Annotated in this window: 11 protein-coding genes; 7 read left to right on the forward strand and 4 right to left on the reverse strand. The window is 72.6% G+C overall.

Annotated elements, in window-relative coordinates:
• The first annotated feature begins 112 nt into the window (after positions 1–112).
• On the forward strand, positions 113–1,138 hold the full coding sequence (locus tag IE249_RS15915) for an ATP-dependent 6-phosphofructokinase (protein ID WP_189705471.1): 1,026 nt from the start codon (positions 113–115) through the stop codon (positions 1,136–1,138).
• 76 nt (positions 1,139–1,214) lie between these two features.
• Here IE249_RS15915 and IE249_RS15920 read toward each other — a convergent pair whose 3' ends face one another.
• Together IE249_RS15920 and IE249_RS15925 are read right to left on the reverse strand one after the other, a co-directional pair.
• The gene (locus tag IE249_RS15920) at positions 1,215–1,925 is read right to left on the reverse strand and encodes a response regulator (protein WP_189705472.1); all 711 of its coding nucleotides are present in this window, start codon (positions 1,923–1,925) and stop codon (positions 1,215–1,217) included.
• The gene (locus IE249_RS15925; RefSeq protein ID WP_189705473.1) at positions 1,922–3,577 is read right to left on the reverse strand and encodes a sensor histidine kinase; all 1,656 of its coding nucleotides are present in this window, start codon (positions 3,575–3,577) and stop codon (positions 1,922–1,924) included. Before IE249_RS15925 ends, IE249_RS15920 begins: the two co-directional genes overlap by 4 nt.
• Positions 3,578–3,730: 153 nt before the next feature.
• Here IE249_RS15925 and IE249_RS15930 point away from each other — a divergent pair, with 153 nt between their 5' ends.
• Complete coding sequence (locus tag IE249_RS15930) at positions 3,731–5,140, forward strand: cation:dicarboxylate symporter family transporter (protein ID WP_189705474.1); 1,410 nt, start codon at positions 3,731–3,733, stop codon at positions 5,138–5,140.
• Positions 5,141–5,277: 137 nt separating this feature from the next.
• On the opposite strand, the gene IE249_RS15935 is transcribed toward IE249_RS15930, so the two are convergent.
• On the reverse strand, positions 5,278–5,895 hold the full coding sequence (locus IE249_RS15935) for a TetR/AcrR family transcriptional regulator (protein ID WP_189705475.1): 618 nt from the start codon (positions 5,893–5,895) through the stop codon (positions 5,278–5,280).
• A 115-nt stretch (positions 5,896–6,010) separates the two neighbouring features.
• Between IE249_RS15935 and IE249_RS15940 the strand changes: the two genes are divergently transcribed.
• The 5 genes from IE249_RS15940 (at position 6,011) to IE249_RS15960 (ending at position 11,745) form a co-directional block, all read left to right on the forward strand.
• On the forward strand, positions 6,011–7,690 hold the full coding sequence (locus IE249_RS15940; RefSeq protein ID WP_189705501.1) for a DHA2 family efflux MFS transporter permease subunit: 1,680 nt from the start codon (positions 6,011–6,013) through the stop codon (positions 7,688–7,690).
• A gap of 96 nt (positions 7,691–7,786) precedes the next feature.
• Positions 7,787–8,551 (forward strand): DUF2127 domain-containing protein, encoded by a 765-nt coding sequence (locus tag IE249_RS15945; protein ID WP_189705476.1) that lies wholly within the window; start codon positions 7,787–7,789, stop codon positions 8,549–8,551.
• A 47-nt stretch (positions 8,552–8,598) separates the two neighbouring features.
• Positions 8,599–9,027 (forward strand): MerR family transcriptional regulator, encoded by a 429-nt coding sequence (locus IE249_RS15950; protein WP_189705477.1) that lies wholly within the window; start codon positions 8,599–8,601, stop codon positions 9,025–9,027.
• Entirely contained in the window at positions 9,024–9,356 is a 333-nt protein-coding gene (locus IE249_RS15955; protein ID WP_308434353.1) for a thioredoxin family protein, read from the forward strand. Before IE249_RS15950 ends, IE249_RS15955 begins: the two co-directional genes overlap by 4 nt.
• A gap of 166 nt (positions 9,357–9,522) precedes the next feature.
• A complete protein-coding gene (locus IE249_RS15960; protein ID WP_189705503.1) occupies positions 9,523–11,745 on the forward strand; it encodes a HelD family protein in 2,223 nt (740 codons plus the stop codon).
• Positions 11,746–11,864: 119 nt separating this feature from the next.
• Here IE249_RS15960 and glgB read toward each other — a convergent pair.
• On the reverse strand, positions 11,865–13,317 hold a 1,453-nt coding region (gene glgB, locus IE249_RS15965; protein ID WP_189705478.1), incomplete at its 5' end, for a 1,4-alpha-glucan branching enzyme.

Here is a 13,317-nt window from a genome sequence, read left to right on the forward strand (position 1 = left end):
GATAAGGCGCCCGTCAAGTCCAGGCCTGGCCGGACCGCGCCAGGGTGCCCCGGGGACGTGAAACAATCGGACAGGATCACCGGTATCAACACTGAGCAGGAGACCTAGCGCGATGCGTATCGGAGTTCTCACGGCAGGCGGCGACTGTCCTGGGCTGAACGCGGTGATCCGGTCGGTCGTGCACCGAGCGGTCACCACGTACGGCGACGAGGTGATCGGCTTCGAGGACGGCTACGCGGGCCTGCTCGACGGGCGCTACCGCGGCCTCGACCTCAACGCGGTCAGCGGCATCCTGGCCCGCGGCGGCACCATCCTCGGCTCCTCCCGCCTGGAGCGCGACCGGCTGCGCGAGGCCTGCGAGAACGCCTCCGACATGATCCACGAGTTCGGCATCGACGCGCTCATCCCGATCGGCGGCGAGGGCACGCTGACGGCCGCGCGGATGCTGTCGGACGCCGGGCTGCCGGTGGTCGGCGTGCCGAAGACCATCGACAACGACATCTCCTCCACCGACCGCACCTTCGGCTTCGACACCGCCGTCGGCGTGGCCACCGAGGCCATGGACCGGCTGAAGACCACCGCCGAGTCCCACCAGCGGGTGATGGTCGTGGAGGTCATGGGCCGCCACGCGGGCTGGATCGCCCTGGAGTCCGGCATGGCGGCCGGCGCACACGGCATCTGCCTGCCCGAGCGCCCCTTCGACCCCGCGGACCTGGTCAAGATGGTCGAGGAGCGCTTCGCCCGCGGCAAGAAGTTCGCCGTCGTCTGCGTCGCCGAGGGCGCCCACCCCGCCGAGGGCACCATGGACTACGGCAAGGGCGAGATCGACAAGTTCGGCCACGAGCGCTTCCAGGGCATCGGCACCGCACTGGCGTACGAGCTGGAGCGGCGCCTGGGCAAGGAGGCCAAGCCGGTCATCCTCGGCCATGTGCAGCGCGGCGGCGTCCCCACGGCCTACGACCGCGTCCTCGCCACCCGCTTCGGCTGGCACGCGGTGGAGGCCGCCCACCGCGGCGAGTTCGGCCGGATGACCGCGCTGCGCGGCACCGACATCGTGATGGTCCCGCTGGCCGAGGCCGTCACCGAGCTGAAGACGGTCCCCAAGGACCGCATGGACGAGGCGGAGTCGGTCTTCTAGGAGTCCCGCCGGTCCTGCTTCCGCAGGTCCCGCCGGCCCTGCTTCCAGGAGTCCTGCGGTCCTGCCGGTCCCGCCGTCACCTCCCCGGCGTTCCGGCCGGCAGGTAGCGGTAGACCAGCTCCGGGCGGCCGACCTGGCCGTACAGGGGGCTGCGGTCGGCGCGGCCCGCGTCGACCAGGTGCTCCAGGTAGCGGCGGGCCGTGATGCGGGAGATGCCGACCGTCTCGGCCACGCCCGCCGCCGTCAGGCCCTCCGCGGCCTCCCGCAGGGCGGCCGTCACCCGGTTCAGGGTGGGCGCGCTCAGGCCCTTGGGCAGCGCGGCCGGGCCGGGGGCGCGCAGCGTGGCCAGCGCCCGGTCCACCTCGTCCTGGCCGCTCGCCTCGCCGACCGCCGCGTGGAACTCGGCGTACCTGACCAGACGGTCGCGCAGGGTGGCGAACGTGAACGGCTTCAGGACGTACTGCACCACCCCCAGCGACACCCCCTCACGCACCACCGCGAGATCCCGCGCCGAGGTCACCGCGATGACGTCCGCGTGATGACCGGCCGCCCGCAGCGAGCGGGCGAGCTGGAGCCCGTGCACGTCCGGCAGGTGCAGGTCGAGCAGGAGCAGGTCGACGGGGGTGCGCTCCAGCGCCCGCCGCGCCTCGGCGCCGGTGCGCGCCTTGCCCACGGCCACGAACCCCGGCACCCGGCCCACGTACATCACATGCGCGTCCGCCGCGACCGGGTCGTCCTCCACCACCAGCACGCGGATCGGCTGCCCCCCGGGCGCCGAGCCCGTCATCTCCTGCCTCCCGGCACCTCGGCCGCGGCTGCGCGCGGAGCCGGCTCAAGGGCGTCCGCCAGCGGCAGGCGGGCCTCGAAGACCGCGCCGCCCCCGGCGGCCTGCGCCACCGTCAGCGTGCCGCCGTGGCGGTGGACCGCCTGACGGGCGAGGGCGAGGCCCAGGCCGCGGCCGCCGGGGCCGGTGGGCTTGGTCGAGAAGCCCCGCTGGAAGACCAGGCCGGCGTGGGCCGGGTCCACCCCCGGACCGGTGTCGGCGACCCGCAGGACCAGCTCCCCGGCCTCCGCGCACGCCGTCACCGTCACCCGGGCGGGCACCCGGCCCTGCGCCGCGTCCACGGCGTTGTCGATGAGGTTGCCGAGGATCGTCACCAGGTCGCGCGGCGGCAGGGCGGGCGGGAGCAGTCCGTCGTCCAGGCCGCTGTCCTCGGACACCACCAGCTCCACACCGCGCTCGTTGGCCTGCGCGGTCTTGCCCAGCAGCAGCGCGGCCAGCACCGGCTCGCTCACCGCCGCGACCACCTGGTCGGTCAGCGCCTGGGCCAGCTCCAGCTCCGCGGTGGCGAACTCCACCGCCTCCTCGGCGCGGCCCAGCTCGATCAGCGACACCACCGTGTGCAGACGGTTCGCGGCCTCGTGCGCCTGCGAGCGCAGCGCCTGGGTGAAGCCGCGCTCGGAGTCCAGCTCGCCCATCAGCGACTGCAGCTCGGTGACGTCCCGCAGGGTCACCACCGTGCCCCGGCGCTCACCGCCCGAGACGGGCGAGGTGTTGACCACCACGACACGCGAGTCCGTCAGGTGCACCTCGTCCACCCGCGGCTCGGAGGCCAGCAGCGCCCCGGTCAGCGGTGCGGGCAGCCCCAGGTCCGCCACCGACGTCCCCACCACGTCCTCCTCCCTGCCCACGCCCAGCAGCTCCCGCCCGCCGTCGTTGATCAGCGCCACCCTGTACTGCGCGTCCAGCATCAGCAGACCCTCGCGCACCGCGTGCAGCGCGGCCTGGTGGTAGTCGTGCATCCGGCTGAGCTCGTCGGCGTTCATCCCGTGGGTGTGCCGGCGCAGCCGCGCGTTGATCACGTACGTGGCGACACCGCCCAGCGCGAGGATCCCCGCCGCCACCCCGAGCAGCGCCGTCACCTGGTCCTGCACCCGGTGGCTTATCGCCTCCACCTTGATGCCGGCGCTGACCAGGCCGATGATCCGGCGGCCGTCCCACACGGGCGTGACCGCGCGGACGGACGCGCCGAGCGTACCGGTGTACGTCTCGGTGAAGGTCTCTCCGTGCTGGGCGCGGTAGATGTTGCCGAGGAAGGGCTTGCCGATCTGCTTCTCGGACGGGTGGGTCCAGCGGATCCCCCCGGGGGTCATGATCGTGACGAAGTCGACCCCGGTGTCCTTCTGCACCCTGAGCGCGTACGGCTGGAGCTGTGCCGTGGGGTCGGCGGTGTGGATCGCGGACCGCACCGAGGGCGCGTCCGCTATCGAGCGGGCCACCGCCGTGGCCTGGCGGCGGGCCGACTGCTCGGCCTGGCCGCGGTCGCTGACGTAGGTGAACAGTGCGTATCCGGCCACGACGAACGCGAGCAGCACGGCCTGCATCGCGAAGAGCTGGCCCGCCAGGCTGCGGGGTCTCGGGAAGCCGGGTATGCGCATGCCGTCAGTCTGCCTCCCGGTTCTGGCGTGAACTAAATGAACGGAAGGGTGACCGCCCTCACACGGCGGGAGATAGTCACGGCATTCCCCGAAAACCCCCGGACGTGAGCCGCACGCCGGTGATGCCGACGACGTCGTCAAGGAGGGCCGCTCGTGAGCAGCGCAGCCGATACGGCACCCGCCGCACCCGCCGCAGGACCCGGTCCCGCAGCCAAGCGGGACCGCACCCACTTTCTCTACATAGCGGTGATCGCCGCGGTCGCCCTCGGCGTCCTGGTCGGGTTCGCCGCGCCGGACTTCGCCAAGGAGCTGAAGCCGATCGGCACCGGCTTCGTGAACCTGATCAAGATGATGATCTCGCCGATCATCTTCTGCACGATCGTGCTCGGCGTCGGTTCCGTGCGCAAGGCCGCGAAGGTCGGCAAGGTGGGCGGGCTCGCCCTCGGCTACTTCGTGGTGATGTCGTTCGTGGCGCTGGCCATCGGCCTGGTCGTGGGCAACCTGGTGCACCCCGGCAGCGGCATGCACCTGACCGAGGCGGTCAAGGGCGTGGGACACGCCCAGGCCCAGGCCGCGAGCGAGGGCCCGGTCGACTTCGTGCTCGGCATCATCCCGACCACGCTCGTGTCGTCCTTCACCGAGGGCCAGGTGCTGCAGACGCTGCTGGTCGCGCTGCTCGTCGGGTTCGCGCTCCAGGCCATGGGCCGCAGGGGCGAGCCCGTTCTCCGAGGGGTGGAGCACATCCAGCGGCTGGTCTTCCGCGTCCTCGCCATGATCATGTGGGCCGCGCCGGTCGGCGCCTTCGGCGCCATGGCCGCCGTCGTCGGCGAGACCGGCGTGGACGCCCTGAAGGCGCTCGCCACGATCATGCTCGGCTTCTACGTCACCTGTCTGCTGTTCGTGCTGGTGGTGCTGGGCGCGCTGACCCGGGTGGTGGCCGGCGTCAACATCTTCCAGCTGCTGAGGTACCTCGGACGTGAGTTCCTGCTGATCCTTTCCACGTCCTCGTCCGAGTCCGCGCTGCCCCGGCTGATCGCCAAGATGGAGCACCTGGGCGTGAGCCGCCCGGTCGTCGGCATCACCGTGCCGACCGGCTACTCCTTCAACCTCGACGGCACCATGATCTACCTGACCATGGCCTCGCTGTTCATCGCCGACGCCATGGACCAGCCGCTGTCCATCGGCCAGCAGATCACCCTGCTGCTGTTCATGATGGTCGCCTCCAAGGGCGCCGCCGGGGTCACCGGCGCGGGCCTCGCCACGCTCGCCGGCGCGCTGCAGTCGCACAAGCCGGCCCTGGTCGACGGCGTCGGTCTCATCGTCGGCATCGACCGCTTCATGAGCGAGGCCCGCGCCCTGACCAACTTCGCGGGCAACGCCGTGGCCACCCTGCTGATCGGCACCTGGACCGGGGAGGTCGACAAGGACCGGGTGCGGCTGGTGCTCGCGGGCGAGCTGCCCTTCGACGAGCGCACCCTCCTCGACGACGCCGAGGACGCGGGCACCGGGGCCGGCGTGCCCGGGCAGCGCGAGGACGGCGAGAAGGAACTCGCCAGGGCCTGACACCCCACCCGCTCCGGACGTCCCGCCCCGCCTGAACCGGGGCCGGACGCCCGGCGGTCCCCGAGCGGCCGGACCCACCTCTCCCGTGGGCCCGGCCGCTCGGCCTTTTCCTGCCCGAGGAGGCGTCCCGCGCCCGGTCAGTCGTCGAGTCTCGTCACCAGGGCGCCCGCGAGGGAGGCGGGGACCCCCGTCGCCGTCAGGACGGTGACCGCCGCCGAGCGGCCCGCCTCGGAGGGCGGCAGGAGACCGTCGTTCACGGCTTCCATCAGGGCGAACATGATCTGTTCGTGCACGTAGGCCAGTGCGGGCGCGGGGAGCGCGGAGCTGAAGACCCCCTTGTCCAGGCCGCGCTGGAGGAGTTCCACGGAGGACTTGCGGACCGGGGCGAGGCGCTCGCGGATGCCCTGCATGGTGACCGTGCGCTGGGCGAGCGCCACCAGCAGCCGGTAGCGGTCGGCGATGTGCCAGACGGCCAGCACCGAGCGGGCCACCGCCTCCGCCGGGTCCTCGACGCCCTCCCGGCCCGCCGCGTGGGCCGCGGCCAGCGCGTGCACCGCGTCGTCGACGAGGGTGCTGATCAGCGCCTCCCGGCTGGGGAAGTGCCCGTACACCGTGCGCCGTACGACACCCGCGGCGCGCGCGATCTGGTCCATGGACGCGTCGGGGTCGCGCAGCAGCTCGGCGAGGGCGACGTCGAGGATGCGGCGCCGGTTCGCGTCGGCGCGGCTGGTGTTACCCGTGGTCATGGCTGACATTGTGCCCTCCCTCGACTTGCACAGTGCTGTGCAGCGACGTACATTGCACATGGTTGTGCAACTGCACGCCACTGTGCAAGTTTCCGTCGTGAACCCGAGGAAGGCCACCCCTGCCATGCGACTCGTCGTCAACGAACCGGCCGGGCGGACGGACCGTCCCTACGCCCGGCGCTGGTGGGCGCTGCTCGTGCTCTGCCTGAGCCTGCTGATCATCGTGATGGCCAACACCGCCCTCACCGTCGCCGCGCCCGACATGACCCGCGACCTCGGGCTGTCCGGCGCCGACCTCCAGTGGGTGATCGACGGCTACACCGTGCCGTACGCGGCGCTGATGCTGCTGCTCGGCGCGATCGGCGACAAGTACAGCCGGCGCGGCGCGCTCGTCCTCGGGCTGGTGGTGTTCGGCGGCGGGGCCGTCTTCGGATACCTGGCGGACAGCGCGGCGACCGTGATCGCGGCCCGCGCGGTGATGGGCGTCGGCGCCGCGCTGATCATGCCGGCCACCCTCTCGCTGCTCGCCGCCACCTTCCCGCGCGCCGAACGCGCCCGTGCGATCACCCTGTGGACCGCCACCGCGGGCCTCGCGATCGCGGCCGGCCCGGTCGTCGCCGGCGCGCTGCTGAGGAACCACGGCTGGGCCTCGACGTTCCTGATCAACGTGCCGATCGCCGCGGTCGCCCTGGTCGCCGCCCTCGTCCTGGTCCCGCCGTCCCGGGCCGGCCACCACGACCGCATCGACCACGTCGGCGGCCTGCTCTCCGTCCTCTGGACCGGCTCCCTCGTCTACATGATCATCGAGGGCCCGCACTTCGGCTGGGACACCAAGGCGGTCACCGCCGCCGCCGTCGCGGGCGCGGGCCTCGTCGCCTTCGTCCTGTGGGAACTGCGCCACCCGCGCCCCATCCTCGACGTGCGCCGTTTCGCCGGCCGCCGCTTCGCCGGTTCCAACCTCGCCGTCGCCCTGTTCTTCCTGGCCGTCTTCGGCGCCTTCTACTACCTCACCCAGCACCTGCAGTTCGTCCTCGGCTATGACGCCCTCGCCACCGGCCTGCGCATGCTGCCCCTGGCCGGCGCGGTCTTCGCCGGCTCCGCGCTCACCGGCTACCTCACCCCGCGCGTCGGCATGAAGTGGACCGTCACCGCCGGCATGGTCGGCGGCACCGCCGCCCTCGCCCTGCTCACCCGGGTCGACGGCTCCTCCTCCTACGGCGACTTCGTGGCGCCGCTGGTGATCCTCGGCCTCGCGATCGGCCTCGCCCTCTCGCCCTGCACCGACGCGATCATGGGGGCCTTCCCCGAGTCCGAACTGGGCGTGGGCGGCGCGGTCAACGACACCTCGCTGGAGCTCGGCGGCTCGCTCGGCATCGCGATCCTCGGCTCGCTGCTGTCGACCTCCTACTCCCGCCACCTCTCCGACGCCACCGCCGGCAGCGGGCTCCCCGCGGGCGCCCTGTCCACCGCCCAGGACTCGGTGGGCGCCGGATACGCCGTCGCCCAGGGCATCGGAGTCAAGGCCCGCCAGCTCGCCGAGCAGGCCGCCCACACCGGCGACCCCCAGCGGGCCGCCCGGCTCAAGGAGCAGGCCGGGCAGCTCACCGAGGGCGCCCACCACATGAAGGACGCCGTCGGCTCGTCCTTCGCGGACGCGGTGGCCCACACCAGCCTGGTCGGCGCCGTGATCCTGGGCGTCGGCACGCTCGCCGTCGCCCTGCTGCTGCCGCGCGGCACCGCCACGGGGCCGGAGCCCGAGACGGCCGGGGAACAGCTGGAGCTGGTGGGCAGCGCGGCGAACTGAAACGCGCCGTCCGTCGTCTCTTACCGCGACGCACTACCGTGCCGTGCCGGAACGACCGGCGCGGCACGGCCGCAGGCACGTATGGAGGCACGGGGGATGGCGATCGACTGGGACAGGCGCACCTGCGCGCGCAAGGGGCACGTGACCTACGCCCCCGACGACCCCCGGCTGCGCATCAGGCTGCACGCCGACACCGCCCTCGGCGAGGTCTGGCGCTGCCTGCGCTGCGGGGACTTCGTGCTCGGCGAGCCGCACGGCTCGGGGCCCGCGCAGGACGCCCCGCTGGTGCCGCGCGGCAAGGTGCTGCGCGACCTGTTCATCCTGCGCTTCCTCGCGCTGGAGCGGGCCGTGCGCGGGGTGTTCATCGTGCTGGTCGCCATCGCGGTGTGGCGGTTCAGCAACAGCCAGGACGCGGTACGGCGGCTGTTCAACGAGTACCTCGACGTCTTCCGCCCCGTCTTCCGCCACTTCCACTACGACCTCGACCACTCGCCGGTCGTCGGCACCATCCAGAAGACCTTCGGCTACAAGCACTCCACCCTCCTCCTGGTCGCCTCCCTGCTGCTCGCCTACGCGCTGGTGGAGCTGATCGAGGCGGTCGGCCTGTGGTACGCCAAGCGCTGGGCCGAGTACCTCACGGTGGTCGCCACCGCCGCCTTCCTGCCGCTGGAGATCTACGAACTCACCGAGCACATCAGCCCGGTGAAGATCACCACCCTGGTCCTGAACATCCTCGCCGTCCTCTACATCGCCCTCGCCAAGCGCCTGTTCGGCCTGCGCGGGGGGCGCAAAGCCTTCGAGGAGGAGCGCCACAGCGCCTCCCTGCTGGAGGTGGAGGAGTCGGCGGGCGTGCTGGTCTGAAGCCGGCGCTTGCCCTGACGTCCGCGTCAAGGCCTACCGTCGTACGCATGCGAATCGGCGAGCTGGCCGAACGGGCCGGGACCACGACGCGGGCGCTGCGGTACTACGAGTCGCGGGGCCTGCTGCCCGCGCGGCGCGACGCGCACGGGCACCGCACGTACGACGAGCGCGACCTGCGGCTGCTGGCGCAGATCAGGACGCTGCGGGACTTCGGGTTCGACCTGGAGGAGACCCGGCCCTTCGTGGAGTGCCTGCGCGCCGGGCACCCGGAGGGCGACTCGTGCCCCGCCTCGCTCCAGGTCTACCGGCGCAAGCTCCAGGAGCTGGACGTGCTGATCGGCGAGCTGGGCGCGGTGCGGGCGCAGGTCGGCCTCCAGCTGGAGCGGGCCGAGCGGGCGCGGGCCGAGCTGGCCGCCGAGTCGCTGGTTCCGGGGGGCCCGGAACCCGTGTGCGAGCTGGGAGGGCGGGAGCTGTGATCAGGGCGAGCGGTGTGGACGAGGTGACCGACGCGGACTTCGGGGACCGGGTGCTGGGCTCGGACCTGCCGGTGCTGGTGGAGTTCACCGCCGACTGGTGTCCGCCGTGCCGGCAGATGGGGCCGGTGCTCAGCGCCCTGGCCGCCGAGGAGGGGGACCGGCTGAGGGTGGTCCAGCTGGACGTGGACACCAGCCCGGAGACGACCAACGCCTACAAGGTGCTGTCGATGCCGACCTTCATGGTGTTCCGGGACGGTGAGCCGGTGCGCTCGATGGTGGGCGCGCGGCCGAAGCGGCGGCTGCTGGAGGAGCTCTCCGACGTGCTCTGAGCCGGAATGCCGAAAGAAATCCCCCGGACGATTGCGTCCGGGGGATTTCTCTGCGTATATTCGGTGGTTCGCGACTTCCGGTAAATCGGGTCGCAAAGAAGCTCAGTGAGCACAGTATATCCGGGCGGGAGCGGAATTGTCAAACACCGAATTCACGGACCGCGAATTGCGGCGTGAGCAGGAATTCATCGACGGCCTGTACGCGCGCGTGGACGTCCTGCGCGGTGACACCGAGGCCGGCGTGAGCGACGCCCTCGCGCAGGGCAGCACGCCCATGCAGGCCCGGCTGGAGCGGGACATCATGGTGGCCGAGCGCTCCGGGCTGCTCGCCGCGCTGAACGCGGTGGACGGCTCGCTCTGCTTCGGCCGGATCGACCTCGCCGACGGCACCACCCACCACATCGGGCGCATCGGCCTGCGCGCCGACGACACCGAGCGCACACCCGTGCTCATCGACTGGCGGGCGGACGTCGCCCGCCCCTTCTACCTGGCCACCGGGCACACCCCGATGGGCCTCACCCGACGCCGGCACATCGCCACCGAGGGCCGCCGGGTCACCTCCCTGCACGACGAGATCCTCGACCTCGGCGACGCCACCCGCACCGGCCACGAGGACCCCACGGGGGACGCCGTGCTGCTGGCCGCGCTGAACTCCGCGCGCACCGGCCGCATGGGCGACATCGTGCGGACCATCCAGGCCGAGCAGGACGAGATCATCCGCGCGCCGCACCGCGGGGTGCTGGTGGTCGAGGGCGGCCCGGGCACCGGCAAGACGGCCGTCGCCCTGCACCGGGCGGCCTACCTCCTCTACGAGCACCGGGAACTGCTCGCCCGGCGTGCCGTGCTCATCGTCGGCCCCAACCCCGCCTTCCTCGGCTACATCGGCGAGGTGCTGCCCTCCCTCGGCGAGACCGGCGTGCTGCTGGCGACCGTGGGCGAGTTGTTCCCCGGCGTGCGGGCCACGGCCGCCGACACCCCGGAGGCGGCCGCCGTGAAGGGCCGAGCCGCCATGGCAGGCGTGCTCGCCGAGGCCGTACGGGACCGGCAGGCGCTGCCCGACCCGGTGATCGCCATCGAGCACGACCGCGAGGTGCTGATGCTCGACGACGGGCTGGTGGGCGTGGCCCGCGAGCGCACCCGGGCGGCGAAGCTGCCGCACAACGCGGCCCGCGAGCACTTCGAGGGCCACATCCTCAACACCCTCACCGACATGGTCGCCGAGCGCATCGGCACCGACCCCTACGACGGCTCCAACCTCCTCGGCGCCGGCGACATCACCCAGATCCGCGACGAACTCGCCGAGAACCCCGAGGTCTGGTCCGCCATCGACCAGCTGTGGCCGAGGCTCACCCCCGAGCGCCTGGTCGCCGACTTCCTCGCGGACCCGTACGGATACGTCAGCGACGAGGACGCCGCCGCGATCCGCCGCCCGGTGACCCGGGCCTGGACCGTCGCGGACGTGCCCCTGCTCGACGAGGCCGCCGAACTGCTCGGCGAGGACGACCGGGTGACCCGGGCCCGCGCCGAACGCGAACACGAGACCCAGGTCGCGTACGCGCAGGGCGTGCTGGACGTGTCCTACGCGTCCCGGACCTACGAGTTCGAGGACAAGGACGACGAGGACAGCGAGGTGCTGTCCGCGCACGACATCATCGACGCCGAGCGGTTCGCCGAGCGCCAGGAGGAGGCCGATCACCGCAGCGCCGCCGAGCGCGCGGCCGCCGACCGCACCTGGGCGTTCGGGCACATCATCGTCGACGAGGCGCAGGAGCTGTCCCCGATGGCGTGGCGGCTGCTGATGCGGCGCTCGCCGACCCGCTCGATGACCCTGGTCGGCGACCCCGCGCAGACCGCCGAGGCGGGCGGCGTCGGCTCCTGGGCGGGGATCCTCGAGCCGTATGTCGAGGACCGCTGGGAGCACACCCGCCTGGGCGTCAACTACCGCACCCCGGCCGAGATCATGGAGGTCGCCGCGGCCGTGGTCCGCGCCGAGGACCCCGCCTTCGAGCCGCCGAGTTCGGTGCGCTCCACGGGCGAACGGCCCTGGGCCCGCGCCACCGACGACCTGCCCGGCGCGGTCGCGAAGGCCGTCGCCGAACTCACCCCTGACGAGGGCCGGCTCGCGGTCATCGCCCCGCGCGACCTGCACCGCCGCCTCGCCGCCCGCCTGGACGGGGTCACGGCCGGCGCCGAGCCCGACCTGACGCGCACGGTCGTGCTCCTCGACCCGCGCCAGGCCAAGGGCCTGGAGTTCGACTCCGTCCTGGTCGTCGAGCCCGCCCGTTACGGCACCAGCGACCTCTACGTGGCCCTCACCCGGGCCACGCAGCGGCTCGGCGTCCTCCACACGGGGGCGCTGCCCCGGGCGATGGCGGACGCCCTGGCCTGACGCGGCGACCGGCCGCGCCGCCCGCGGGTCAGGGCCTTTCTTCCGGATCAGGCCGGCGCCGAGTTACCTCGCCTGCGTGCCAGACCCCGCGACCGGCGGCAAGATCCCGAAGAAAGGCCCTAGGCCGGCCTGAGCCACACCGTCGCCAGCGGCGGCAGGGTCAGCCGGATGCTCGCGGGCCGGCCGTGCCGGTGCTGCGGCTCCGGCTTGACCGGGTCCGGGTGCACCACGTCGCTGCCGCCGTAGCGGCCCGCGTCGGTGTTCAGCACCTCCAGCCACGCGGGCACGTCGTCGGGGACGCCGATCCGGTAGTCCGGGCGGACCACCGGGGCGAAGTGGGACACCGCCAGCAGCGGGGTGCCGTCGGCGTCGCGGCGCAGGAACGCGAACACGTTGTCGTCCGCCGAGTCCCCGGTGATCCACTCGAAGCCGTCCGGGTGCACGTCCCGCGTCCACAGCGCCGGGCTCGCGCGGTAGACGGAGTTGAGGTCGCGGACCAGGTCCAGCACGCCCCGGTGGTCGGCGGCGGCGCCGTAGTTCGGGTCGAGCAGCCACCAGTCCGGGCCGCGGGTCTCGGACCACTCCGCGCCCTGCGCGAACTCCTGCCCCATGAACAGCAGTTGCTTGCCCGGGTGGGACCACATGTAAGCCAGGTAGGCGCGCAGGTTCGCCCGCTGCTGCCACCAGTCGCCGGGCATCTTCGACACCAGCGAGCCCTTGCCGTGCACCACCTCGTCGTGGGATATCGGCAGCACGTAGTTCTCGCTGTAGGCGTAGACCATCGAGAACGTCATCTCGCCGTGGTGGTACTTGCGGTGGACCGGGTCCTGGCTCATGTACTGGAGCGAGTCGTGCATCCAGCCCATGTTCCACTTCAGCCCGAAGCCGAGGCCGCCGAAGCCGCTCGGGCCCCGGTGGTGGGTGGCCCGGGTGACCCCGTCCCAGGCCGTCGACTCCTCCGCCACGGTCACCACGCCCGGCACCCGCCGGTACACGGTCGCGTTCATCTCCTGGAGGAAGGCGACCGCGTCCAGGTTCTCCCGGCCGCCGTGCTCGTTCGGCGTCCACTGGCCCGGCTCGCGCGAGTAGTCCAGGTAGAGCATCGAGGCCACCGCGTCCACGCGGAGCCCGTCGATGTGGAACTCCTCGCACCAGTACAGCGCGTTGGCGACCAGGAAGTTGCGCACCTCGCGGCGCCCGAAGTCGAACTCCAGGGTGCCCCAGTCCGGGTGCGCCGCCCGCAGCGGATCGGAGTGCTCGTACAGCGGGCGGCCGTCGAACTCGGCCAGCGCCCAGGCGTCCCGCGGGAAGTGCGCCGGCACCCAGTCCATGATCACGCCGATGCCCGCTTGGTGCAGCGCGTCGACCAGGTACTTGAAGTCGTCCGGGTCGCCGAGGCGCGCGGTGGGCGCGTAGAAGCCGGTGACCTGGTAGCCCCAGGAGCCGCCGAAGGGGTGCTCCGCCACCGGCATCAGCTCCACGTGCGTGAAGCCGAGGTCCTTGACGTACGCCGGGAGCTGCTGGGCGAGCTGACGGTACGTCAGCCCAGGTCGCCAGGAGGGCAGGTGGACC

This window comes from Streptomyces anandii JCM 4720, from assembly GCF_014650655.1.
Lineage (GTDB): Bacteria > Actinomycetota > Actinomycetes > Streptomycetales > Streptomycetaceae > Streptomyces > Streptomyces anandii.

Excerpts from the sequence above, each read along its gene's own strand:
- IE249_RS15915 (WP_189705471.1), top strand. The coding sequence starts at position 113 with ATGCGTATCGGAGTTCTCACGGCAGGCGGCGACTGTCCTGGGCTGAAC.
- IE249_RS15920 (WP_189705472.1), bottom strand. The coding sequence starts at position 1,925 with ATGACGGGCTCGGCGCCCGGGGGGCAGCCGATCCGCGTGCTGGTGGTG.
- IE249_RS15925 (WP_189705473.1), bottom strand. The coding sequence starts at position 3,577 with ATGCGCATACCCGGCTTCCCGAGACCCCGCAGCCTGGCGGGCCAGCTC.
- IE249_RS15935 (WP_189705475.1), bottom strand. The coding sequence starts at position 5,895 with ATGTCAGCCATGACCACGGGTAACACCAGCCGCGCCGACGCGAACCGG.
- IE249_RS15940 (WP_189705501.1), top strand. The coding sequence starts at position 6,011 with ATGCGACTCGTCGTCAACGAACCGGCCGGGCGGACGGACCGTCCCTAC.
- IE249_RS15945 (WP_189705476.1), top strand. The coding sequence starts at position 7,787 with ATGGCGATCGACTGGGACAGGCGCACCTGCGCGCGCAAGGGGCACGTG.
- IE249_RS15950 (WP_189705477.1), top strand. The coding sequence starts at position 8,599 with ATGCGAATCGGCGAGCTGGCCGAACGGGCCGGGACCACGACGCGGGCG.